Source organism: Larkinella soli (assembly GCF_003703975.1).
GTDB lineage: Bacteria > Bacteroidota > Bacteroidia > Cytophagales > Spirosomataceae > Larkinella > Larkinella soli.
Genome location: NZ_QTJY01000004.1, coordinates 390,231 through 414,108 on the forward strand (window position 1 = coordinate 390,231; position 23,878 = coordinate 414,108).

21 protein-coding genes are annotated in these 23,878 nt (G+C 57.6%); 10 read left to right on the forward strand and 11 right to left on the reverse strand.

Going from position 1 to position 23,878, the window contains the following annotated elements; all coding sequences use genetic code 11:
* Nucleotides 1–78: 78 nt before the first annotated feature.
* Nucleotides 79–4,089, forward strand: coding sequence for a S8 family serine peptidase (locus tag DX909_RS13465; protein WP_128545693.1), 4,011 nt, complete (start codon nucleotides 79–81; stop codon nucleotides 4,087–4,089).
* 101 nt (nucleotides 4,090–4,190) lie between these two features.
* Nucleotides 4,191–4,883 carry a deoxyribose-phosphate aldolase gene (locus DX909_RS13470; RefSeq protein WP_229311038.1) on the forward strand — a complete coding sequence of 231 codons (693 nt, stop codon included), beginning with the start codon at nucleotides 4,191–4,193 and terminating at the stop codon, nucleotides 4,881–4,883.
* Here the strand turns inward: DX909_RS13470 and DX909_RS13475 are convergent.
* A complete protein-coding gene (locus tag DX909_RS13475; RefSeq protein WP_164851276.1) occupies nucleotides 4,852–5,700 on the reverse strand; it encodes a carboxypeptidase-like regulatory domain-containing protein in 849 nt (282 codons plus the stop codon). The genes DX909_RS13470 and DX909_RS13475 overlap by 32 nt on opposite strands.
* Nucleotides 5,701–5,854: 154 nt before the next feature.
* Here DX909_RS13475 and gcvT point away from each other — a divergent pair, with 154 nt between their 5' ends.
* Together gcvT and DX909_RS13485 are read left to right on the forward strand one after the other, a co-directional pair.
* The gene (gcvT, locus tag DX909_RS13480; protein WP_128545695.1) at nucleotides 5,855–6,946 is read left to right on the forward strand and encodes a glycine cleavage system aminomethyltransferase GcvT; all 1,092 of its coding nucleotides are present in this window, start codon (nucleotides 5,855–5,857) and stop codon (nucleotides 6,944–6,946) included.
* Nucleotides 6,943–7,659: a 2-phosphosulfolactate phosphatase gene (locus DX909_RS13485; RefSeq protein WP_128545696.1), complete on the forward strand. Its 717-nt coding sequence runs from the start codon at nucleotides 6,943–6,945 to the stop codon at nucleotides 7,657–7,659. The genes gcvT and DX909_RS13485 overlap by 4 nt, the downstream gene beginning before the upstream one ends.
* A gap of 456 nt (nucleotides 7,660–8,115) precedes the next feature.
* Here DX909_RS13485 and DX909_RS13490 read toward each other — a convergent pair whose 3' ends face one another.
* Complete coding sequence (locus tag DX909_RS13490) at nucleotides 8,116–8,385, reverse strand: hypothetical protein (RefSeq protein WP_128545697.1); 270 nt, start codon at nucleotides 8,383–8,385, stop codon at nucleotides 8,116–8,118.
* A 248-nt stretch (nucleotides 8,386–8,633) separates the two neighbouring features.
* Between DX909_RS13490 and DX909_RS13495 the strand changes: the two genes are divergently transcribed.
* The gene (locus tag DX909_RS13495; protein ID WP_128545698.1) at nucleotides 8,634–9,278 is read left to right on the forward strand and encodes a 3-keto-disaccharide hydrolase; all 645 of its coding nucleotides are present in this window, start codon (nucleotides 8,634–8,636) and stop codon (nucleotides 9,276–9,278) included.
* Between the two features lie 76 nt (nucleotides 9,279–9,354).
* Here DX909_RS13495 and DX909_RS13500 read toward each other — a convergent pair whose 3' ends face one another.
* The 4 genes from DX909_RS13500 to DX909_RS13515 form a co-directional block, all read right to left on the reverse strand.
* Nucleotides 9,355–9,600: an acyl carrier protein gene (locus tag DX909_RS13500; RefSeq protein ID WP_128545699.1), complete on the reverse strand. Its 246-nt coding sequence runs from the start codon at nucleotides 9,598–9,600 to the stop codon at nucleotides 9,355–9,357.
* A gap of 135 nt (nucleotides 9,601–9,735) precedes the next feature.
* The gene (locus DX909_RS13505) at nucleotides 9,736–11,034 is read right to left on the reverse strand and encodes a TolC family protein (protein ID WP_128545700.1); all 1,299 of its coding nucleotides are present in this window, start codon (nucleotides 11,032–11,034) and stop codon (nucleotides 9,736–9,738) included.
* A 19-nt stretch (nucleotides 11,035–11,053) separates the two neighbouring features.
* Nucleotides 11,054–12,628, reverse strand: coding sequence for a DHA2 family efflux MFS transporter permease subunit (locus tag DX909_RS13510; protein ID WP_128545701.1), 1,575 nt, complete (start codon nucleotides 12,626–12,628; stop codon nucleotides 11,054–11,056).
* Between the two features lie 24 nt (nucleotides 12,629–12,652).
* Entirely contained in the window at nucleotides 12,653–13,714 is a 1,062-nt protein-coding gene (locus tag DX909_RS13515) for an HlyD family secretion protein (RefSeq protein WP_229311039.1), read from the reverse strand.
* A gap of 354 nt (nucleotides 13,715–14,068) precedes the next feature.
* Here DX909_RS13515 and DX909_RS13520 point away from each other — a divergent pair, with 354 nt between their 5' ends.
* Both DX909_RS13520 and DX909_RS13525 read left to right on the forward strand, forming a co-directional pair.
* Complete coding sequence (locus DX909_RS13520; protein WP_229311040.1) at nucleotides 14,069–14,503, forward strand: MarR family winged helix-turn-helix transcriptional regulator; 435 nt, start codon at nucleotides 14,069–14,071, stop codon at nucleotides 14,501–14,503.
* A 105-nt stretch (nucleotides 14,504–14,608) separates the two neighbouring features.
* A complete protein-coding gene (locus DX909_RS13525; RefSeq protein WP_128545704.1) occupies nucleotides 14,609–15,964 on the forward strand; it encodes an NAD-dependent succinate-semialdehyde dehydrogenase in 1,356 nt (451 codons plus the stop codon).
* A gap of 6 nt (nucleotides 15,965–15,970) precedes the next feature.
* Here the strand turns inward: DX909_RS13525 and DX909_RS13530 are convergent, their stop codons facing one another.
* The 3 genes from DX909_RS13530 to DX909_RS13540 all read right to left on the reverse strand — a co-directional run bounded on the left by DX909_RS13530 (nucleotide 15,971) and on the right by DX909_RS13540 (nucleotide 19,859).
* Nucleotides 15,971–17,923, reverse strand: a complete 1,953-nt coding sequence (locus tag DX909_RS13530) for a sensor histidine kinase (RefSeq protein ID WP_128545705.1) — start codon at nucleotides 17,921–17,923, stop codon at nucleotides 15,971–15,973.
* An 88-nt stretch (nucleotides 17,924–18,011) separates the two neighbouring features.
* Complete coding sequence (locus tag DX909_RS13535) at nucleotides 18,012–19,445, reverse strand: Gfo/Idh/MocA family protein (protein WP_128545706.1); 1,434 nt, start codon at nucleotides 19,443–19,445, stop codon at nucleotides 18,012–18,014.
* A 117-nt stretch (nucleotides 19,446–19,562) separates the two neighbouring features.
* The gene (locus DX909_RS13540) at nucleotides 19,563–19,859 is read right to left on the reverse strand and encodes an SCP2 sterol-binding domain-containing protein (RefSeq protein WP_128545707.1); all 297 of its coding nucleotides are present in this window, start codon (nucleotides 19,857–19,859) and stop codon (nucleotides 19,563–19,565) included.
* 145 nt (nucleotides 19,860–20,004) lie between these two features.
* Here DX909_RS13540 and DX909_RS13545 point away from each other — a divergent pair, with 145 nt between their 5' ends.
* The 3 genes from DX909_RS13545 (at nucleotide 20,005) to DX909_RS13555 (ending at nucleotide 22,005) form a co-directional block, all read left to right on the forward strand.
* Entirely contained in the window at nucleotides 20,005–20,505 is a 501-nt protein-coding gene (locus DX909_RS13545) for a DUF2127 domain-containing protein (RefSeq protein ID WP_128545708.1), read from the forward strand.
* 74 nt (nucleotides 20,506–20,579) lie between these two features.
* Nucleotides 20,580–21,122, forward strand: a complete 543-nt coding sequence (locus DX909_RS13550; protein WP_128545709.1) for an RNA polymerase sigma-70 factor — start codon at nucleotides 20,580–20,582, stop codon at nucleotides 21,120–21,122.
* A 109-nt stretch (nucleotides 21,123–21,231) separates the two neighbouring features.
* On the forward strand, nucleotides 21,232–22,005 hold the full coding sequence (locus DX909_RS13555) for a hypothetical protein (RefSeq protein WP_128545710.1): 774 nt from the start codon (nucleotides 21,232–21,234) through the stop codon (nucleotides 22,003–22,005).
* A 46-nt stretch (nucleotides 22,006–22,051) separates the two neighbouring features.
* Here DX909_RS13555 and DX909_RS13560 read toward each other — a convergent pair whose 3' ends face one another.
* Together DX909_RS13560 and DX909_RS13565 are read right to left on the reverse strand one after the other, a co-directional pair.
* Nucleotides 22,052–22,477, reverse strand: coding sequence for a hypothetical protein (locus tag DX909_RS13560; protein ID WP_128545711.1), 426 nt, complete (start codon nucleotides 22,475–22,477; stop codon nucleotides 22,052–22,054).
* 156 nt (nucleotides 22,478–22,633) lie between these two features.
* Nucleotides 22,634–23,872 carry an MFS transporter gene (locus DX909_RS13565; protein WP_128545712.1) on the reverse strand — a complete coding sequence of 413 codons (1,239 nt, stop codon included), beginning with the start codon at nucleotides 23,870–23,872 and terminating at the stop codon, nucleotides 22,634–22,636.
* Nucleotides 23,873–23,878: the final 6 nt, after the last annotated feature.

A 23,878-nucleotide genomic window follows, 5' to 3' on the forward strand; every position in this document is an offset into this window, starting at 1 on the left:
ATGGGGCCGCCCCTACTTTTTTGGTTTATTTCAGTTAACTTAAAAACGCTTAGTTGAATTTGATTTGGTAAGACCTATATGCTTTCTTTCTTCAGGTTACTGTCGGCTGTCGGGCTGGTAGGAGGGGTGTTGTTTACGGCCGCAGCGCAGCAACCTTTGTTCAATGCCCGCCAGCGAGCCGCCCTCGACCGGATCGGCCGGGAAATCCAGCGCGAACGGAGCCGCTCCTACCGCCGGGCGGTCGAGACGGCCGTCCGTCGGCAGATTCCTCTGCGGCAGGAGCGGGCCGACGGTTCGGTGGTTATCGTGGACGGCGTCGACGAGCGGGGTAACCTGCTCTTCAAGGCCACCGGCAGCGCCACCCGCGCCGGCCAGACCACGCGCACCTCCGCCCTCTACGCCGGTGGTTCGCTCGGTTTGTCGCTGTCCGGCGCCGACACCACCGTTCGGGATCGACTCGGCGTCTGGGATGGGGGCCGCATCCGCCAAAGCCACGTTGAACTTACCGGCCGCGTCACCCTGATCGACGATTCTCCTGGGATCCAGAACCACCCGACGCACGTGGCCGGTATCCTGATCGGCGCCGGTCTGAACGAACGCGCCCGCGGCATGGCGTTCGGGGCCCGACTGAAGGCCTATGATTTCAGCAACGACGAAACCGAGGTGGCCTCGGCCGCTCCCGGCCTGCTGATTTCCAACCACTCCTACAACTACCAGGCCGGCTGGATCCTGAACAGCAACCGTTCGGGCGACGTCAAATGGGAATGGCACGGCGACACGACCCTCAGCGCCACCGATGATTACAAATTCGGGCTTTACAACAGCGGTGCCCGCAACTGGGACCGCATTGCCTACAATGCGCCTTACTATCTGCTGGTGAGGTCGGCCGGCAATTCGCACGGGCAGAACGGCCCCGGAGCCGGAGCACCGTACTGGCTCATCAACGGCGACGTCATCAGCCGCACCGCCCGAAGAGACCAGAGCGCCTACGACCTGATCTCCACCGACGCGAACGCCAAAAACATCCTGACGGTGGGCGCCGTCGGTGCCATTTCTACGGAATATTTCCGGCCCGCCGACGCCCGACTGGCCACTTTCAGCTCCTGGGGGCCTTCCGACGACGGGCGCATCAAGCCCGACCTCGTTGGGGTCGGGGTCAACGTACTCTCCTCCGGCTCGGCCGGCGATAACGCCTATACCTCGCTGTCGGGTACGTCGATGGCAACGCCCAATGTAGCCGGCTCCCTGCTGCTTCTCCAGGAACACTATGCCCGGCTGAACGCCGGTCGGCTGATGCGCTCCTCGACCCTGAAAGGAGTAGCGCTCCATACGGCCGACGAAGCGGGCGACGCTCCCGGCCCCGATTATCGCTTCGGTTGGGGCCTGCTCAACGCCGAACGGGCCGCCCGGGTCATCGGCAATACCGACCAAAGCCACCTGCTCGAAGAACGGACCCTGAATCAGGGCGAAACCCAGACCGTCCGGCTGACGGCCTCCGGTCGAGGGCCGCTCATCGTCACCATCTGCTGGACCGATCCGGAAGGAACGGCCCTGCCGGCGGCAGTTTCCAGCGTCAACAACCGAACCCCCCGGCTGGTGAACGACCTCGACATCCGGGTTACCGACGGCACGCGAAGCCTGCTGCCCTGGGTACTCGATCCGGAAAACCCGGCCCGACCGGCCACGCCCGGGGATAACCTCCGCGACAATACCGAACAGGTCCTGATCGCGGATGCCGTTCCGGGGAAATCCTATACCCTGACGGTTTCGCACAAAAACGCTCTTCGGAGCGGAAAACAGGAGTTTGCGCTGATTATCAGCGGAATCGGCGGAAAGGAGTACTGCGTGTCCGGAGCCTCCTCTCCGGAGCGTACGCGCATCGACCGCGTACGGTTCGGGACCATCGACCGGGCCGGGGGGGAAGGATGCCGGACGTATTCCGACATCACGGCCGTCTCCACCACGGTCTCGGCCGGGCAGCGCGTTCCTCTGGAGGTACTGATCGGCAGTTGTGGCGAAAACCGGCAGACCGTCACCAAAGCCTTCGTCGACTGGAATCTCGACGGCGACTTCGATGATCCGGACGAGTTGGCGGCCACGTCGGCGGCACTGACTTCACCGGCCACCTTTACCGCCACGGTGACCGTTCCCACAGGGCTGATCGACGGTCAGACCACCCGGCTGCGCATCGTTACGGTCGAAACCACTGAGGCCGGGGCGGTTTCGGCCTGCGGTACGTATCCCAACGGGGAAACGCAGGACTATCTGGTGCAGTTTGTCCGGCCCCGCGACGACGTGGGCATCAGCGCCCTGGTGTCGCCGGAGAACGGTTTCTGCGGTCAGAGCGAGATTCAAATCGTTGCGCGGGTGCGGAATTACGGCTCGGCGGCCCAGCGCAACATTCCGGTTACCGTTCAGGTGATGGCGCCTTTCGGCCGGGTGGTGGCTTCACTCCGGGATACGCTCCGGCAGACGCTCGAACCTGCGGCCGAGGCTCAGATCCTCCTGCGCGGGCCCGGAACTACCCAGGCGGCCACCGCCTATCGGTTTTCCATCCAAGCCCTGCTTCCGGGCGACCAGAATACCGCCAACAACCAGTTGGAAAGCATCCTGACCGCAGCCGCCGACCCTGGCGGACAGGGCCGATTTACGGCCATGAGCTGCGATACGGCGGTTTCTCTCCGAAACACCGGCACCGGCACGGCTTTCTGGTACGACGCGCCGACCGGAGGAAAGCTCCTGGGGGCCGGTAATCAGACGGTGGCCCTCTCCCGGCCGTCGGGTGGGGTATATTACGCTTCGCTCAACGACTTTTCCGGTCGGCTCGGTCCGGCCGGCAAGCAGGCGTTCGGCGGAGGATCCTACTCCGGAAACTTCGGCCCCGAGCCGCTGATCTCGACGCAGGTGCCGCTGGTGCTGGAACGGGCGAGGCTATATATCGGTACTGCCGGACGGCTGACGTTCACGGTAAAAAAACCGGACGGCACGCCGGTCTCCAGCGTCACGCTCGATGTTACGCCCACCCGCAACCCGGCAACCCCCCCCGGCAACCTGCCTTCCGGCCAGCAATCTGACGACCCGAACGACATCGGGGCCGAATACTGGCTCAACCTCCGCATTCCTGAACCGGGCAATTACCGCATCGGCATCGAATACGAAGACGGAGCTACCATTTTTCGGAGCAACGTCGGGGTGACGGGTTTTCCGTTCCGGATTCCGGACGTGGCCCGGCTGGACGGCGCTCTGTTCAACGGCGACACGATTACCAACTCTTATTATTATCTGTACGACCTTCAGGTGAAATCGCTGGCCTGTGCGGTCCCGGCGCGGGTGCCGGTGACGGTGCAGCCGGGAACGGCCGTGCGCGCGTCGGTTACGGCGGAAGGCCCGACGACGATCTGCACCGGAAGCGCCGTGACGCTGCGGGCCGCCGAAGGGCCGGGCTATACCTACCAGTGGTTCCGGAACGGACAGCCGGTGCCCGGCGCTACCCTGACGACCCTGACGGCTTCGACGGCCGGAAGCTATACCGTTCGGGTGGCGGGTGAATGCGTTCCGGTGATGTCTGCCCCGGTGGCAATCTCGGTCCGCCCGCCTGAAGTGCCGACCATCACCCGCGACGGCAATACCCTGACTTCCAGTGCAAGTGCCGACAACCAGTGGCTGTACAACGGCCTGCCGATCACAGGTGCTACGCAGCGGACTTACGTGGCCCGGCAGTCGGGGCGGTATGCCGTCCGGGCCAACGTCAACGGCTGCGGAGAACTGGTTTCGCGCGAGATTGAACTGGAGGTGATCACGTCGGTCGGCAGCCCGTCAGTTTCTGCCGCCAGGTTCGTCCTTGCGCCTAACCCGGTTTCCCGGCAGGTGCGGATCGAATACGCGCCCGGTTCGGCCGGCAGCCGGAATTATTCGGTGCAACTGCTGGATGGGCGGGGCGTGGTGGTCCGGTCGGCGCAGCTGGTCAGAGCGGGAGATTCTTTCTCGGTCGGTCTCGATGTGAGTTCGGTCCCGGCCGGAACGTACGTGGTGCTGATCCGGGATGCAGAGGGCCGGAGCGTCGGACAGGGCAAAATGCTTAAATATTAAATTCCGGTCAAACAGAAGACGGAGTTCGGGGGTTAAGCCACGGAAAGCCAAAACGTTGATTTTCAACACCGGCTTTTTTCCTGAATAACCTTCCTGTAACCATGAAACCGCATTTATTCTGCCATATTGAACGCACGGTCCTGAACCCCGGGATGTATATTGACGAACAGCACGATGCGCTCGACGAGGTGACCCACCTGGGTCTGGCCGGGCTGACGGTCTCGCCGTTCTGGGTGAAAAAATTCAGGCGGGATATGGGCACCCGGCACCCGGCCTCCCTCGCGACGGTAGTGGGTTTTCCGTATGGCTATCAGCGGACGGAAGCCAAGCAGACGGAAGTGGAATGGGCGCTGAAAGACGGAGCCTGCGACATCGAAGTCGTGGTGAATACGTCCGCCCTGTTTTCGCCGACCTCTGTCTGGATCAAGATTGAACTGGCCAAACTGGTGTCCATGATTCACGAGAAGGAAGCCCTGTTTACGGTCGTGATCGAATCCGCTCTCCTGACCGACGACCAACTGAAAAAGATGATAAAGAAAGCAGCCGATGCAGGTGCCGACTACATCAAGGACGCCACGGGGGTGCTGCCGACGCGGTTCTCGGTGGAGCGGGCGCTGAAGTTCCGGCGGGAAGTACCCCGGGCCGTCGGCGTGAAAATCGTGGGCGACGGAGCTTCGCCGGACGATTTGCGACGGATGGTCGAGGCCGGTATCGACCGGATTTCACTGGCCGACCCGGTCAGCCGGATTCTCGGGCAGTCGCTCACTCCGTTACTGCAATCCTTGCCTGAATGACCGGATGCTCCCCCTGCCCGGTGCGGGAGAAGGGCGTATGCCGGCGCCAGATGCCGCCGTTAATGCGCTCCCAGTAGGAGGCCGGCCGGAGGTCGCGGGAAAAAGCAAGGTATTGCCCGAAGCACTCACGCACTACCCGGAGTGGGCCTGACGGACCGGCTGAGAGGGAGAATCGATACCGGGCTTCATGGGTAGGCAGCCATTCCATCGCTACAAATAAGCCCTCTTCCGGAAACCGGATGCCGTACCGGGACAGGTCGATCTCACACCAGCTGTTGCCGCGCCGGGCGGCCGTTACGACGCTTTCCGGCAGCAGGTCCTCGCCGGGGGCGCCCTCGGTGCAGGCATAGACCCGGACCCGGAACGGAGCCGTCGGAACCCCGCCCCTCGCCACCAGATACCGGACCTGATGCAGGTACCCACGGAGGTGGTCGGGATTCCGCAGGTGGAGGGCAAACTCAATGTTCCGGCCTGAACAGTTGCCCCAGACGATCGGTGACCGCTTTCGGATCGCTCCGGTGGTGAACAGCTTTGGTTTGGTTCCCCGGACGAGCACTTCCGGCAGCTGGGTCGGATTCGGGCGGAGTTGCCAGACGGTGGCGCCGGTCAGGTCGGCTACCGGGATGAGCCGCGTCTGGTAGCCGATGCACGCAATCAGGAGCGTATCCGCTTCCGATGGAATATGAGCCGAAAACCGCCCTTCGGCATCGGCATAGGTGCCGAACCGGTGCCGGGTTTCGGTAATCAGCGCATACGGGACCGGTCGGTGATCAGCTTCCGAAATGATTACTCCGGTAATTATTTTTTGTGCAAGCAATAAAAAAGGTGTTGTTATAAAACTCAAAGTGAACAGAAGCCGGAGGTTGGGGTAAGTAAACATGGAAAACCGTTAACAATTCGATAGTTTTGCAAGCTGATTCGGCCCGGTAGGCGGGCCATATGAAAAATTGCCTTCTCACTTCGTCCAATCCATGGAGTTAAAACATATTCCCCTCGAATCGATTCACGTACAGCTTGGGGCAAAAATGGTGCCGTTTGCCGGTTTTCTGATGCCGGTGCGGTATTCGTCCGACATTGAAGAACACCAGACCGTCCGGAACGGCGTCGGTATTTTCGACGTGTCGCACATGGGCGAATTTATTCTGAAAGGTGAACGCGCCCGCGATCTGATTCAGAAAGTGTCGGCCAACGACGTTTCGCTGCTTTATGACGGCAAGGTGCAGTACAGCTACCTGCCCAACGACCGGGGCGGGGTGGTCGACGACCTGCTGATTTATCAGATCAGTGCAATCGAATATATGGTGGTCGTCAATGCCTCCAACATCGAAAAGGACTGGAACTGGATTCAAAGCCAGAACACGTTCGAGGTGGATATGGTCGACATTTCGGACGGCATGTGCCTGTTTGCCGTCCAGGGCCCGCGGGCGGCTCAAGCCCTCCAGCCGCTGACCAACGTGAAGCTCGATTCGATGTCGTATTACACCTTCGAGAAAACGGCTTTTGCCGGTTACCAGAATGTGATCGTCTCGGCGACGGGCTACACCGGGGCCGGCGGTTTCGAGATTTATGTCTCCAACGAGCAGGCGGAAGGCGTCTGGAAGGCGATCATGGAAGCCGGCGCGCCCTTCGGTATCAAACCGATCGGACTCGGCGCCCGCGATACCCTGCGGCTGGAGATGGGTTTCTGTCTCTACGGCAACGACGTCGACGACACCATATCCCCGCTGGAAGCCGGTCTGGGCTGGGTAACCAAGTTTTCGAAGGATTTTATCAACTCCGATCAGCTTAAAAAGCAGAAGGAACAGGGCATTCCGCGCCGACTGGTCGGCTTCGAGCTTCTCGACCGCGGCATTCCGCGCAGCCACTACGAGCTCTGCGACGCCGACGGAAACCGCATCGGCGAAGTGACGTCCGGTACGCAGTCGCCCACGCTTGGGAAAGGCATCGGTATGGGATACGTGCCGGCCGAATTCAGCAAACCGGGTACCGAAATCTTCGTCAAAGTCCGCGACCGGCTGCTGAAAGCCCAGGTGGTGAAAATGCCTTTTGTTAAAAAATTATGAAAACGATTGACGTCTGTCTGACCCCTGATTTGCTTCATCTTCATACCTCTTCCCTTGAAAACTCGATCGTCGTCGTAGCCGACGTCTTCCGGGCGACTTCCTGCATGGTGACGGCTTTCGCCCACGGCGTGAGCAGCATCATCCCGGTGGCGACGGTGGAGGAGTGCAGCGAACTGCAAAGCCGGGGGTATCTGGGCGCGGCCGAGCGCAACGCCCGCATGGTGGAAGGTTTCGACCTCGACAACTCGCCGTTCAGCTACATGGACGAACGCCTGATCGGTGCCAACATCGCCATGACGACCACCAACGGGACGTACGCCATCACCCGTTCGCGGAACGCGGTGAAGGTGCTGGTCGGGTCATTCCTGAACCTGGAAGCCATCGTGCGGTTTCTGCGCGGGGAGCGTTATGACGTGCTGGTGCTGTGTGCGGGCTGGAAGGGCCGCGTCAACCTGGAGGATACGCTGTTTGCCGGCGCCCTCATCGACCGGCTGAAGGACGAATACATGATTCCGGAAGACAGCGGGCTGATGGCCTGGCGGTTATATAATCTGGGGCAGAAGGACCTGCCGGCTTTTCTGGCCAACTCCTCGCACGTCCGGCGCCTACACCGGCTCAGCATTCACAAGGACATCATCTACTGCCTGCAGCACGACCTGTATGATGTAATCCCGGTTTTGCGCGGAAGCGCGCTGGTGAGCATGGAGGTGTGATCACCTATTTTACGGATTTTCATTATTTTGGATTCTGAGCCACCATGATATGGTTCTGAAAGTCAGAATTCCCTTTTCAATAAATTTACTATCAGGTGGATCATTATTAAAATGACAACAATGTGGAGTCTGCGCAACGAAATAGCCGGAATTAATAAGCATAAATAGGCTATTAACATTGCATAGGTTTTTGAATCTTCCCCGTTAAAAAAAGAATCGAAGTAAAAGGTATATAAATAATAAGTTAAGCAACCTATAGCTGCACTGGTAATAAATACAGTCCAAAATCTGTAGTCATTTTGCGACAATGAACCTTTTACGTAATTATCATATTTAATTCGAAGGTTCTGGGCATTTTTATTTAAGTCCATAGTACATCCCATTTATACGATAAGTGATGAGCATTCTATGCTCATCACTTATTTGTTTTTGTTAATTACATGGTTTGTTAAATGCCTATGCAGCGGCATTATAAGCCTTTGCTATTTCTGCATCAATATCTCCCTGGGCACCTTTTACACACGCATTCGCATCCAATACATTCAATGATAATCCAAACAGAACTCCTCTGACCGCGGTCAAGAAATTATTCCATGGCATTTTAACCATTTCTTTCGCAACACCTGACAATGTTAAAGAGCCAAATATCCTTTCAAGAGCAGCTCCGCTGTAGTCGGTATTAATTTGTTTGTGCATATAAATATAAAGAACTAAAAAGCTTATCATGCATTTTCTCGTCTGAAATCAACAACTTTTGTGTGAAATAACTAAAAAAGGGGCAGTAGTATACTTTGTATTAGTATCAGTCACTATCAAATTATATCCTAAATATATAGGTTTGGGTTTTTGGTTACTATGGAGCCACCCCCGAAAAAAGCCGGGTATTTCCATCCGACTTGTACATCGTTTTCCTACTTTCGTGAACTTGCTTCCAGGCAAAGCCTAAATCTTAAACCTTTTAACAAATATCTCTCATGAAAAAAGTCAGTAACGGTCTGTTCGTGCTGCTGCTTCTGGTGGCCTGCGTGAGCTTCCGGCCCGAAACGCAGAAGAAAGGCTGGGTTTCTCTCTTCGACGGTAAATCGCTCGACGGCTGGAAAGTCGGGGCCAACGCCGGCACGTTCAGCATTGAAAACGGCGCTATCGTGGTGGCCGGCCCCCGGGCGCACCTGTTCTATGAGGGCCCCGTGAACAACCACAACTTCAAAAACTTCGAGTTCAAAACTCAGGTCATGACGACGCCCGGCTCCAACTCCGGCATCTACTTCCATACCGAATACCAGGAGGACGGCTGGCCCTCCAAAGGCTACGAGGTGCAGGTGAACAACTCCCACACCGACTGGCGGAGAACGGGAAGTCTATACGCCGTTCAGGACGTGAAGGAGGTCTACGTGAAGGATAACGAATGGTATACCGAGCAGATCACCGTGAAGGATAAGAAGGTGACGATCAAGATCAACGACAAGACGGTCGTCGAATATACCGAGCCCGACAACCTCGACCGGTCGAAGGATATGAGCAATCGAAAAATCAGCAACGGGACGTTCGCCCTGCAGGGCCACGACCCCAAAAGCAAGGTTTACTTCAAGGACATCCAGGTGCGGGTGCTGCCCGACTGAGTCCTGAACCGTAGAAAAACAAAAAGCCGACCCCTCGGGGTTGGCTTTTTGTTTCATAGTTAGTCAGAAAACGGACTCAGGCCTCCTGTTCGATGGGAACGTGCTGTTCGTTCTGAAGGTATTCCAGCACACCCTGAAACGTGGTCAGTCTGGCATAATCTTCATCCGGAATGCGAATGCCGAACTCTTGTTCAAGTTGCATGATGAGGTCAACCGTGTCCAGGCTATCCAGACCGAGGTCGCGCGTAAAATGAACGTTGGGATTAATAGCTGACTCCTGAATACCAAAGTTTTTGAGAATGTTGATTACGCGGTCTTTCATGGTCGTAAACAGTTTTTCAGGTTGGCGAATGGAAAAGCCGGCCGGCGGCCAAATGGGTGGAAATAGTTCCTCGTTCAGAGAACCGTCCGTAAAAGATTTTAGTTTAATCGGATTCCAACTTTTATTAATTGGTAATTACAAATCTCCTCCCAATAATCGTTTGTACTCCAATTGGTTGAGCACCAGTTGATACTGATAGTTCAACCGGGCCAGTTCCGCTTCCTCGACGCCCGTCTCCGCACTCTGCAATTCTACGTTGGTAATCACTCCTGCTTTCAGTCGGTTGCGGGCAATATCGAGCGCTTTATGGGCCTGCAGCACCTGCGTTTCCAGATTCTGAAGCCGCTGCTGGTTGCTGCGGATGTCCGCACTCAGTTGTTCCAGGCTCTGCCGCAGCTGGGCGCCGGCGTTTTCCACCGCAAAGCGGCTGGCGTCCAGGTTCAGCCGGGCAGCCTGATTCTGCAATTTGTTTCGTTTGCCCGAATAGATCGGTACCGACAGGTTCACCCCGGCGGCTACGTTGAATTTCAGGGCGGCAATGTCCGGCAGATACCCGTTCCGGTAGCCGGCGGCCCCGCTAAAGCTGATGTTGGGTAAACCCGCGCGGTTGGTGACCAGAATGTCGGTCTGGGCCGCCCGGACCCGATCCTGAGCCAGAAGCACTTCCCTGTTTCCGGATTGGGCCGACTGCAGGCTCTGCTCGAGCGTGAAGGGTGCTGCCGGAACATCAAACTGCACGGCGGCCGGACTGACGACCGGGTTCGGATGACCGGTCAGATACGACAATAACGCACGCTGCCGCTCCAGATTGTTCAACAGATCAATTTTTCGGTTTTTTGCCGTTTCCAAGCGTACGCGCTGGGTTAAAATATCGAACTCCAGCGCGTCGCCGTTCCGCAAACGATTCACAATCACCTGAATGTTTTCTTCGGCTACCCGGATTACGGAATCCTGTACGGAAATGCTTTTTTGTAAAAATCCAATACCGTAGTAGGCGGCTGCGACCTGATAGCCCAGGTTCTGCCGGGTCAGATCGAGGTTGTGCTTCAGAAGCTGCACATCGTCGGCCGCCCGCCGGATGCCGGCCTCGGTCCGCCCGAAATCATAAATGGTCTGCCCGATGCCGAGGTTGGCGTTCAGGTTATGGTTAGGCTGAAACTGAATCTGTGTGTCGCGGCCGTTCAGCGGAAAGGTGGCTTTGGCAACCGGATTTACGTACTGATAGGCCGCCGTTCCGGAAACGTTGGGCTGGTAGGCCGAGCGGGCGATCTCCACCCGGACCTGGCCGGCCTGGAGCTGCTTTTCCTGCTCCTTCAGACGCGGAAAGTAGCTGTTGGCCTGGTTGATCAGATTCCGGAGGTCGTTCGGAACCGACTGAGCGACGGCAGAGCCGACGGTCGTGATAAAGAGTATGGATGAAAGGATGCGTTTCATGGGAATTGACAGGTTCATGTTAATGGGCGGCATCGGCTGCGGCTTTGGCGGCCGCCGGGTCCATTTTCTTATTCTTCAGGAGAAACAGGAGCGGGAACGTCACGATAAAGAACAGGCCCGCCAGTCGGAAGGTATCCAGATAGGAAATCATCAGCGCCTGCTTCGTAATGATCAGGTCGAGATTCCGGTAGGCACCCTGCATGGCGTCGAGGGCGCCGTAGCCTTTGGCCGCCAGCCCCTGCGCCATCGCGTTGAGCCGGTCGGTAGTCAGCGGGTCGCCGGCCTGGAGGTTCGAGACCAGGTCGCTGCGGTGAACCGCCGTCCGCTGGGCGATGTAGGTGTTCGTGATCGCTACCCCGAACGCCCCGCCGAGCTGCCGCACCATGTTCGTGAAGGCGATGCCCATCGGAAGCTCCTGCGGATGGAGCGTGGAGATGGACTGGTTGATGAGCGGTGCGTTGATCATCGCCATCCCGACCCCGCGGATTAGCAGCGCCCAGATAAAGTCGTTTTCGCTGACGTCGGCATTGTAGCCGGCCATGATGAAACAGAAGCTCGTGAACGCCAGATACCCGATCGTCACGAAAATCCGGGGGGACACGCCGTTGGCGAGCGACCGCCCCACGATCGGAAAAATCAGGATGGCGATGGCCCCGCCCGGAATCAGGATATTGCCGGTCTTGGTGGCGGTATAGCCGACGATCCGCTGGGCAAACAGCGGGAACAGCAGAATGGACGTGAACATGCCGTACCCGATGATGAAGGCCAGCAGCGACCCGATCGTCAGATTGCGGTTCTTGAGGACCCGCAGGTTCATGACTGGACTCTTCGTTTTCAGTTCCCACCAGATGAAGAGCGGGAGCGAAATGGTCGCCAGAATCGTCAGGATCAGGATGGGCCGGGAGTCGAACCAGTCGTCGGCCTCTCCGCGTTCCAGTACGTACTGAAGACTGCCGACCCCGACCGCCAGCAGGAGTATACCGATGTGGTCGATCCGGATTTTCCTGCGGTCGATATCGAATTCGTTCGGCTGCTTTTCGATGAAAGTCGAACTCAGATACAAGGCCAGAATACCGATCGGGACGTTGATGTAGAACATCCAGCTCCAGTGGTAGTTGTCGATGATGTAGCCGCCGAGCGTCGGCCCGAGCGTCGGCCCCATCACGATCCCCATCCCGAATACCGCCGAGGCAATCGGCCGTTGCGATACCGGGAAGGCGTCGTACATGATCCCCTGCGAGGTCGACAGCAGCGCCCCCCCGCCGATGCCCTGGAGGAACCGGAACGCGACCAGCGTCCAGAGGTCGTCGGCCGTCCCGCAGAAGTAGGAGGCTATCGTAAACAGGATGATCGAGCCGATGTAATAGTTTTTCCGGCCGAAAAAACCCTGCAGAAAGCCTGTCATCGGGATGATGACCACGTTGGCGATGGCGTAGGCCGTGACGACCCACGAAATATCTTCAATCGTGACACCAAGGTTACCGGCCATCTGGGTCAGACCGACATTCACGATGGACGTGTCGATCAGCTCCAGAATGGCGGCCGACACCGTGGTGATGACGACGATCCACTTTCTAAAACCCGTTGTTGCCATAAGATGCGACCTGCGTGGTCAGGGCTATTGTACTTTTACCGCCACTTCCGTGCTTAGACCGGCCCGGAGCAGTTCCTTGTATTTTTCGGGATGTTCGATTTCGATCTTGACCGGAACGCGCTGCGTCACCTTGACGAAGTTACCGGAGGCATTATCCGGCGGCAGGAGGGCAAACCGGGCGCCCGTGGCCTCCGACAGCGAAACCACCCTTCCCTCGACCTTCAGGTCCGGGTAAGCATCCAGTTTCACTTCAACCGGCTGGCCGACCCGCATTTTTTCCAGCTGCGTTTCCTTGAAATTCGCGACGACCCAGAACGTTGAATCGTTCACGATGGTGAACAGCGTCTGCCCCGGCTGGACATACTGGCCGACGACGACGTTTTTCCTGCCGATCTTGCCGGAGATCGGGGCCGCCATCCGGGCGTAGCCCAGGCGAAGTCTGGCATTCTCGATGGCGGCCTGCTTGACTTTCAGAACCGCTTCCATCTTCCGGATAGCGGCCTGCGCTTTGGCGATACCGGATTGCGCGACGCCCTCGGCGGTTTTGGCAAGCGCCACCTGCTGAACGCTCGTCTCAAATTGCCGGGACTGGACTTCCGCGTTGTTGCGGGTGTCTTCCAGCTGTTTCCGGGTCAGTGACTGGCCCTGGAAAAGGCCCTCGTCGCGTTTGAGATCCTGGCGGGCCTTGCTGACCCGTACGGCCTGGACGTCGGCATTCGACTGAACGACACGCAGGTTCTGCCGGGCGTTCCGGAGGTTGGCCTGCGTGCTTTGCAGGTCGGCGCGGGCGGTTTGCAGGTCGGCCAGCGACTGCTGATAATCGGCTTCGGCCTGCTGCAGGGCCACGTCATACTCCTGCGGATCGATCGTCAGAACCGGCTGTCCGCGCCGAACGGTGGCATAGTCTTCCACGTTCACCTGCTGAACATAACCGGCGACCCGGGCCAGAACCGGAGCCGTATTCCCTTCGATCTGGGCGTTATCCGTCGTCTCGTAAACCTGATTGTACCGGTAGGACTGAAAGCCGTAAAACGCGGCCGCAATCACGGCCACCCCTAAAATGAACCGGGGCAGATTCTTTTTCACCGGATTTGTTTGCTCTCTTGCCATAGGAAAGGAAATATTGAACGGGCTATTGGTTGGTAAACTTAGTTGACTATCTTTGCTCAAAGGTAAACCTGGTTGACTATTTAGTCAAGCAAGTTGACTACATTTTGCTCATTTTAAGGGAATCTTAATTTGGTGCAGGCGGAGTAGGGTAGAAGTAGGATTTGAGTGCAATTTTGTCGCTGAAAAGTGAAAAATTGGTAACTTGCCTGAACCGCCTGACGTGACAGCTTAGAAATTATGAATACGGAATCGTTAACGGCTGAAGAGCCATTTGACTTTCAGTTTTTTTATTCGGAAAGAGAGCGATCCCTGGGTCGTGTCTTATCGAAAATGAAGCGGTTTCTGGGGCGATATGCCGAGCAGCGCCTGATTGAAGCCGGTTTTACTGACTTCAAGATCAGCTATATCGCTTTTCTGGCCAATCTCGACGAGGGCGGCATTACCAACAATGAACTGGCCCGGCGCGCCGGGGTCACCAAGCAGGCCATGAGCAAGGTGGTGCGGCTGCTGGAAGACGAAGGCTATATCTATTCGGTCAAGGATGAGAAGGATTCCCGCTCCAGCCGGATTTTCATCAATGACCGGGGCAAACAGCTGCTGAAAGCTGTTTTCAACTGCATGCAGGACCTGCGCCGGAAGTTCGACGACATCGCCGGCCATGACCGCGTCGGAGCCATGCTCGATACGATGGTGCTGCTGGTCCGGGAGCTGGAAAAGGAGTCCGGTGAAATCCCGCTGCCGATTCCGGTCTGCCCGGAAGAATAGAAATACCGATCCATATCCTGAACTGCCCCAACGGTCGCAAACGGTTGGGGCAGTTTTTGGTTGTAGGGGTAGAGACGCAACCGAAACCACAAAACCTGTCGAACCATGGCCTTTACCTCCGTCAACCCTTTTTCGCAGAAAAAACTGAAGAAATACCCGATGCTGAGTCCGCAGTCGCTCGACCGGAAGATCAGTCTGGCCAACCGGGTTTTCACGGACTGGTCGGAACTGTCGCTCGGCGAACGGATCGGTTATTTCCGGAAACTGGCGGCTTACCTCCGCCGTGAAAAACAGCGCTATGCCGCCCTGATGACGGCCGAAATGGGCAAGACGCTGAAAGAATCGGCAGCCGAGATCGAGAAGTGCGCCGTCGGGTGTGATTATTACATCGAAAACGCACCGAAGTTCCTGGCCGACCTGGCCGTTCCGACCGAAGCAAAGAAGAGTTTCATCGCCTACCAGCCGCTGGGTGTAATTCTGGCCGTAATGCCCTGGAACTTTCCGTTCTGGCAGGTATTCCGGTTTGCCGTTCCTTCCCTGATCGCGGGCAACGTCGGGTTGCTGAAGCACGCGGCCAACGTCAGCGGCTGCTCACTTGCCATCGAGGAGATTTTTCGGGAAAGCGGTTTTCCGGAGGGCGTTTTTCAGTCGCTCCTGATTGAATCGAAGGCCGTCGGCAGCGTCCTGAAAGACCCGCGCGTGAAGGCCGTTACCCTGACGGGAAGTGAAAAAGCCGGGGCCTCCGTCGCTTCCATCGCCGGAAGCCAGATCAAGAAATCGGTGATGGAACTCGGCGGCAGCGACGCCCTGATCGTGCTGGCCGATGCCGATCTGGACCAGGCCGCCAAAGTGGCGGTGCAGTCGCGGATGCAGAACGCCGGGCAGAGCTGTATTGCGGCCAAGCGGTTCATCGTCGAGAAGTCCGTCAAACCGGAGTTTACCGAGCGCGTTCTGGAACACATCCGGGAAATCCGGCAGGGCAACCCGACGGTGGACGAAACCACCATGGGGCCGGTCGCCCGGATTGATCTGGCCGAAACCATCGAACGGCAGTGCGCCGAAACGGTGGGGCAGGGCGCCCGCATCCTGCACGGCGGCACCCGCAACGGCTGCAATGTGGAGCCGATTCTGCTCGACCGGGTCAAACCGGGCATGACGGCTTTCGAGGAAGAAACCTTCGGACCGCTGGCCGTGATCATCGAGGCCAAAGACGAGCAGACGGCCGTCCGGCTGGCCAATCAGTCCAATTACGGACTGGGCTCGGCGCTCTGGACCCGTGACCTCGACCGGGCCGACCGGCTGGCGCGGCAGATTCAGGCGGGGTCGGTCTTCGTCAATTCACTGATGCGGTCGGACCCGCGCGTTCCTTTCGGCGGGTTGAAGCTGTCCGGCTTCGGGCGGGAGCTGTCGGAGGTCGGGATGAAGGAGTTTCTGAACATCAAAACCGTGTGGATGGAGTAAAACCGTCTAAACGGCCACTTCCACCACGGTGCCGTGATCGGAATAGATCCGGAACCGGCCGCCGAGTTCTTCGGCCCGTTTCTTCATGTTCTGCAGACCGTAATGGTGGTCGGTGCCGTCGTCGGGGTTCCAGGCAAGGCCGTGCCCGTTGTCGCTGATGCTGAGGTGAAACGGCCCGTCGGGATCGGCGCGGAGCAGTACCCGGACCTCCGTGGCCCGCGCATGTTTGACGACGTTGTGCAGCGCTTCCTGCACGATCCGGAACATATTCAGCGCCTGCACCGACGTGAGCGGCTGCGCCAGTTGGCCCTCGGCCCGGATGAGAATCTGAAGCTGCTCCATCTGCTGGAAATACCGGCTGACGTAATGATTGATCCGGTCTTCGAATTCTTCCAGCGTGAAACTTTCCTGGTGGATGGCCCAGATGGTTTCGCGGAGCATCTTGATGGCTTCCCGGGTATAATCGACGATGGCCCGCAGCTGCGTGGACCACTGCCGGCTGTTGGTCACCGGCTGTTTCTCGGCCTGCCGGGCAATCTGCTGAAGGCTCGTAACGATGAAGGAAAGCTGAGCGCCCACGTTATCATGCAGGTCACGGGCGATCCGTTCCTTCTCCTGGAGCGATTCGTTCCGGAGTTGAAGCGCCTGGAGTTCGGCCTCGAAAATCACGCGCTGCTGCTGGTTGCGCTCCTCGTTGAGCTGTTCGTTACGGTCGCGGGTGAGCTTGTAACGATAGGCCAGCCCGAACGTCAGCACCACCACCTCGAAAAGGGCCGCCAGGGCGAAGTTCTCGTAGCTTTCCAGGAACGGGTAGGTGGGCAGCAGCCCGAAATTGCAGAAGATCACCAGAAAGTTCAGGGCATAGAACGGGGTGACGGCCACCAGGTACAGCCAGGCTTCCTGCACCCGATACCGCCGGACCAGATTGACGATGATGAACGTCCAGATCAGCGGCATGGGCAGCCAGTAGAAGACGATGAAAAGCCGCATCAGCCAGGTTTCGACCGTCGAGGAAAAGGGAAAAAGCCGTTCCAGCAACAGGGAAGACAGACAGAAGGCCCCTCCGACCAGCGCCACCGTTCCGACCCGGTGCCAGAGCCGGCTCGGCGTGTTTTCCAGCGATAAGAACGAACGCACGAACAGCAGTTGGAAGAAGAACAGCAGCAACGGGAACAGGAAATAGACGTTTCGGTTTGGCATCCGGAACTGGCTGTCGAAAAAGAACTGGTACAGAAAGCCGTCGTTGATGAAAAAATAACCCGCCAGCCCCAGCACGCAGAGAATGTATTTCCAGTAAATCCGGTCGAACGTAGTGAGGTAGAAAAAAAAGCTGATGACGATCACAAACAGGAAGATCGAGAAGATGCCGCCCCAGAAGCCGTAGTCGCGAAGGACATAGGTATCCAGCGTGCCCTGCGGGCGAATGGTGATCGGAATCACCTGAACTCCGCGCCGTTTGAGCGCCCGCAGGTAGCAGGTCACTTCCTTTCCGCCGGGCAGGGTGAAGGGAAAGAAGTAATTCCGGTGGTAGACATACTTCTGGCCGACAGGGGTTTTCCAGCCGTATATCGGAGAGGTATAGACCACTCCCGACGAGTCGGCAATGAAAAGCTGAAGCTCGTCGAACGCCCAGAAATCGACTTCACAGAACAGGGCCTGAGGCTGGTCCGACCCGTTGCGGAGCTGAAACCGGACCCAGACCGGATGGGCGTGCTGATTACCGCTGGTATACCCGAAATTTGGAAACGGCGAAGGGCTGGGCTGAAAAAGGGCGGCTCCCTCCGGACGCAGCAGCGAAGCGATGGTCAGCCGGTGGGTCGTATCCTGATGAATCCACACATTATGGTCGAGAACCACCGCCCGGTTCTCTGTCGGGACCGGGATGACGGGTTGCGCAGCCAGCGCGGTCACCGGAGCCAGAAGCCACAAAAGGAAGATAAGGCGGTAAAGAGGAGCCATACCGTAGACGGTTGGATTCCAAAGATAAGGAAAAGTAAACAAAAAGCGTTCCGGGTGGCCCGGAACGCTTTCATTTTCAGCGGTTATCTTACAACGTATAGCTGCCCCGGTACTGCCTCCTGACAAACTGGTTGGCGTAATCGAAGTTGGTAATTTTCATATTCTCGCCGTCCCAGAAGAGTTTTTTCCGGCCCGGGAAGCTGGCACCTCCTCCATTTCTGGCTTCGCGGTACATATAGCTCCGGGTGGCGAGGTTGCCCATCAGCACGGTTTCGGTCAGCGGGCCGGCTTCGTCGAACGACGAGCTGGTGTAGGCGCCGTACCCCTGTTTGCAGGCTTTGACCCACTGCTGCTGGTGCCCTTCGGTTTTGCCTTCGACCAGCGGTTTTTCGGGTTGGGGCAGCTTTTTATCCGCGAATTTTTCTTCCGGAAACAGGCGGGGGTTGTTGCCGAACAGTTCCGCCACCAGGATGCCTTTGCTCCCGATGAACATCATGCCCCCGTCGACGCTGGTGAACACTTTCTCGTAGGGAATGCCCTCCGGCACCTGCGGCCGGATACCGCCGTCATACCACGAAAACCGGATTTCCTTCACTTTCCGCTCGTCGGACGGGAACGTCAGGTGAATGGCTGAGGAGGGCGGGCAGACATCGTCGTAAAAGGCTTCCCTGAAGAAGTCGGAATACACCGAGCCGACGCTGCATTCGACCGAGGTGGGATATTTCAGTTTCAGCGCCCGGAACGGCACGTCCATGAAGTGACAGCCCATATCACCCAGCGCACCGGTACCGAAATCCCAGTAGCCCCGCCAGCGGGTCGGCATATAGGCTTCGTGATAGTCCCGGTAAGGGGCCGTACCGAGCCATAGCTCCCAGTCGACCTCCGGCGGCACCGGCTGCGATTCGCCCCGGTCTTTCGGCGACCGAACCCCCTGCGGCCAGACCGGCCGGTTGGTCCAGCAGTTGATCGTGTGGACGGGTCCGATGACGCCCTTCTGAATCCAGGTTTCAATTTTACGCGTATCGTCTCCACTGCTGCCCTGGTTGCCCATCTGCGTGACCACCTTGTATTTGCGGGCGGCTTCGGTCAGCATCCGGGCCTCGTAGATATCGTGAGTCAGCGGTTTTTCGCAGTAGACGTGCTTGCCGAGCTGCATGGCGGCCATGGCAATCGGCGCGTGCATATGGTCGGGCGTCGAGATGATGACGGCGTCGAAGTTTTTGGCTTCTTTGTCGAACATCTGCCGGTAATCCCGGAAGTACGGCGCCTTATCGAACAGGGCCCGGTATTTTTTGGCCTGCCGGTCGTCGACGTCGCAGAGGGCCACGAAATTGTCGGAGCCGTTGTTGTAGGCCAGCCGGATGTTGACGTCCGCCTTGCCGCCACATCCTACGGCGGCCATGTTCAGTTTATCGGAAGGGGCAATGAAGCCTTTCCCGCCCAGCACGTGCCGGGGAACGATCATAAAACCGGCAGCCGCCAGCGCACTGCCCTGAAGAAATTTTCTTCTCGTTGAAGCCATGAGGAGAAGGGTTAAGGAGTTTAGGGGTTGGGGAGTTTAGGAGTTGAACAGGGCCGGTCTTCGAGTCGCCCCCGAAGCGGTGACTCCTCCATCCCCTAACTCCAAAACTCCTCCACTTCAGCTCAGTTTCTGTCCGATTTTGAGGGCTACGCTCATGTCGCCCTGCACTTTCAGTTTGCCCAGCATGAATGCGGCCATGGGGTTCAGTTCGCCCGTCCCCATCTTTTTCAGGTCGTTGAGGGATACCTGAAGCGTGCACTCGGCCGGTTTATCTTCATTGGATACGACATTCGGAACCTGTTTGCCGTCGATGTAGACGATGCCCTGATCGGTTGCCAGTTTAATTGTAGCGTTCAGACCGCTGTCGGTACCGATCCGGCTTCGAATTTCGTCGGTGAACTCCTGTAAATTCATTTGTTGGGTTAATTTAATACGCAAATAGGATAAATTCCGATAAAACTATGGGTTAATTTCGGTATTAGTATACGCAATACCGAAAAAATTAGTAAGTTGTAACCCGTTTCTTACCGCCTAAACTATTCCGTAATTCTCTGTACTTATGGAACCCGATTCAGCCCGGCCTGCCCATCTTTCTTCCCATCAGCGACCCACCTTTCTGACCATTCTGTGCATTTTGACCTTTTTAAGCTGTGCAGGGGGGATATTCAATTCGGTATCTACCTACTCCGGAGCGAACTTTGCCTCGACGACCAGCCAGGAAGCGCTGGAACAGGCACGCGAACGGGTTCAGGAGGAAGGCGGATCGAATGCCGTCGATGAACTGCTCGGCTCGGTGTCCGACAATTTAACGGCGGACCGCCTGCGGAAAGGGGCCATCGGAAATCTGGTCTTTAATTTGCTCACACTTATCGGCGCCGTCCTGATGTGGAACCTCCGCAAAGTCGGATTTTACGTGTACGTCGCCGGGGTTCTGGTAGCGGTAGTTACCCCATTTCTTGTCTATGAAGGCTTTATGAGTGCGTTGTCCTTTGCGGGAACTGCCTTTATTAGTGCTATATTTGTGGTATTGTATGCTTTGAACCTGAAGTATATGAGATAGATGGACAGTGACCGGCCGGGTTAGTGGTGAAGACTCACTTCCGCGGAATCATTGTCTTGTTAAACGTGCGTGGTATGCAAGCTGAACAAATCCTTCTTCGACAACTTCGTAATGCCGACCCGACCGCATTCCGGCGCGTCTATGATCGTTACGTTCAGCGGGTGTATGCCTTTGCCTTAGGGTTTCTTAAGTCGCCGGAAGCCGCCGAACAGGTGGTTCGCAACGTGTTTGCCTCCCTCTGGGAAAGACGGAATACGCTGGATGAGGATGTCCCTCTCAATGGATACCTCTTCACGATGACCTACAGCCTGATGCTTTCGGCCTTTCGGGAGCAGCACAGCCAGTGTCATCCGCAGGAAATCTTTCAGCGCCTGACCACGCAGTCCGGAACCGATACCGAAGAACAGGTTCTCTATCAGGAACTGGAACTGCTCTATCAGAAAGCGGTCGCCCAGTTGCCCCCGCGTCGCCGGGAGATTTACCTGCTCAGCCGTCATGAAGGGTTTACCACCCGCCAGATCGCCGACCGGATGCATCTTCCCGACGCGACCGTTGAAGAGAATCTATCCCGGGCCCTGGACGCCCTGAGCGCCTATTTCCAGCAACATTCCTATTGACTAAATGATTGAATGATAGAATTGTTGAATGACTGAATGGGCTACGCGGTGCTGAAATTGGCAACGCACATTCAATCATTCAATCACTCAACAATTTGACAATTCTCCCTTGGACGAGCTTTTGGCGAAATACGTGCGGAACGAATGCAGCGAAGAAGAGCGGCAGTGGGTCATCGGCTGGTTGCAGAACCCGGCCAATGAATCGCAGCTCCGAAGTCTTATGCGCAAGCAGTGGAACGCTCCGCCGAATCTGGCAGGGGATGCGCCCGATTGGCAGCGTATGTGGGTGGGGGTGGCCCGGCAGACCAAAGACCTGCCCGCCGAAACCGAACCCTCCATCTATCGCACCGTCTGGCAGCAGGTCGTCCGGATTGCCATCTGGATCAGCTGCATCATCGCCCTCGGCCTGGGAATTCGCGTTCTCCGCCAGTCGCAGCTGCCGCCCGACATAATTTATCAGTCGGGCGAAGAACGCAGCATGACCGTCGAACTGACCGGAGCCACTGCCATTCTCAATAAAAATTCCGTGTTGCGGGTGTCTTCCGACTGGGCCGGCCCTAATCGGAACGTCTGGCTGGATGGCGAGGGCCTCATAACCGTCAATCCTCAGCCGGCCGGCTACCAGATGCTCATTCATATTACCGACCAGGTGCTGCTGGAAACCCGGGGCGCCACCCTCTTCGTCAGCCGGAAAGACGGCCGGATTCAGGCCGTTGTCCAGAAAGGTAAAGCCAATTTTATTGTGCAGTACCTGACGATGAGCGACATCCAGCGGCTGCGGCTGAAACCCGGAGATATGGCCGATTACAATGAGAGCAACGAGCAGCTCGCCAAACGCCAAGTGAACCCGGCCCATTACCTTTCCCGGGTAACCGGCCATTGAAAAGCCGGGACACTGATTCGGATCAACGTCCCGGCCCCGAAACCGATCACATCCCCGCCGGAGCCTTGTCGCCCGGAACGACCGTCAGCAGCCGCTGGGGGAGCCGTTCCTGAATGCCCGGGGTTTTCATCCGGAACGATTTCTCAACCATTTCGCTGCCATTCGAAATTCGCAACGTGTAAATGCCGTCTTCCAGGCCCGCCATATCGAATCGCTGCCGGTAAATCTTCATTTTTTTGGGCAGGTATTCCGAGTACAGAACCCGGTTCTCCTGATCGACCAGCTGGACGAAGAGCTTGCTTTCGGCGTCGTTCTTCTGAATGGCCATCCACAGTTTCAGCGGGTCTGCGGACGGATAGGTTGCCACGGCGAACGGTTTGGTTTCGAGAGTGGCCTGAGCAAAAGAAGGAGCGCTGATCATCAGCAGGGAACCCAGCAGCAGCGCGCTTGCAGTGCGAACAATCGTTTTCATGGTGCTTAACAGGTTTGTTGTTTACTGTTCAGAATTGACGAAAAGAGAGGTGCTCGCCCCGCCCGGCGCGGCAGGTTGGGAGAAGTGGTGCAATAAGGGGATGAATGGCGGGAATCGGTAGACGGCAGGTAATGCGCTGAGCGACGGAACGCCTGGTTACTCGACGTAATTCAGGTCTTTCCCGTAGGTCTCTCCCAGCGTAGCCAGGGACCAGAAGCTGATCAGGAAACAGAGCAGCCCGACTCCGGTCGCCGAACCGACGACGCCCAGCGAAGGCTTGAGCGCCTGGAAGACGGGAATGGTGAGCAGGGTCGTCGCCCGGACGTTGTTGGCGATGGAAGTAGTGGCCGTTGCCCGCAGATTGGTGCCGAAGTGTTCGGCCGAGACGGTCAGGAACAGGGCGATGTACCCGATGGAAAAGCCCAGCCCGACACAGACGGCGTAGAACAGGGACAAAGATCGGATACCGGCAAACAGATAAATCCCCACAAACAGCACATTCAGGGCCATCAGCGCCCCGATGGCTTTCCGCCGGGACCGGAACCACTGACTGATCGGCCCGCTGACCAGGTCGCCGATGGCCATGCCGATGTAAGTAAACATGACCGCCCGGCCGGGCACCACCGGTTCGCCGAGCCCGAGCGCCTGGCCGAATTCGTTGCTGAACGTCGCCAGGATACCGATCACGAAATAGGTCGGTACGGCCAGCCCCATGCAACGCACGTAGGTCATTAAACGTCTGCCGTTGGTAAACAGCGACCAGAAATTGCCGCGCTCGACAGTCTGCTCCCTGATCTTCAGAAACATACCCGACTCGAAAACCGACACGCGCAGGAGCAGTAGCACCAGACCCAGCCCCCCGCCGATTAGGTAAGTGGTTCGCCAGTCGAACAGCACGACGGTGAAGTAGGCCACGACCGCCCCGAACAGCCCGACACCCGCGATCAGAGACGTACCGTAGCCCCGCAGTTCCTTCGGCAGAATTTCCGACACCAGCGTGATGCCGGCGCCCAGCTCTCCGGCCAGACCCAGACCGGCCACGAAGCGGAGCAGGGCATACATCTGCGGGTCCTGCACGAAACTACAGGCGATGTTGGCGAGGGAATAGGTGATGATGGACCCGAAGAGCACCGACAGCCGCCCCCGCTTGTCGCCCAGAACCCCCCACAGAATACCGCCCAGCAGCAGACCTGCCTGCTGCCAGTTCAGAATCGACCCGCCGACGACCGACACCTGCTTCTCGTCCAGACCGAGGTCTTTCAGGCTCGGCACCCGCACGATGTTGAACAGCAGCAGGTCATAGACATCCACAAAGTAACCCAAAGCCGCCACGATGACCGGAAGCGTAAACAGCGGACGGAGCGAGGTGGACGAAGGCGTGGGGTTGGTGGTCATGGTCGA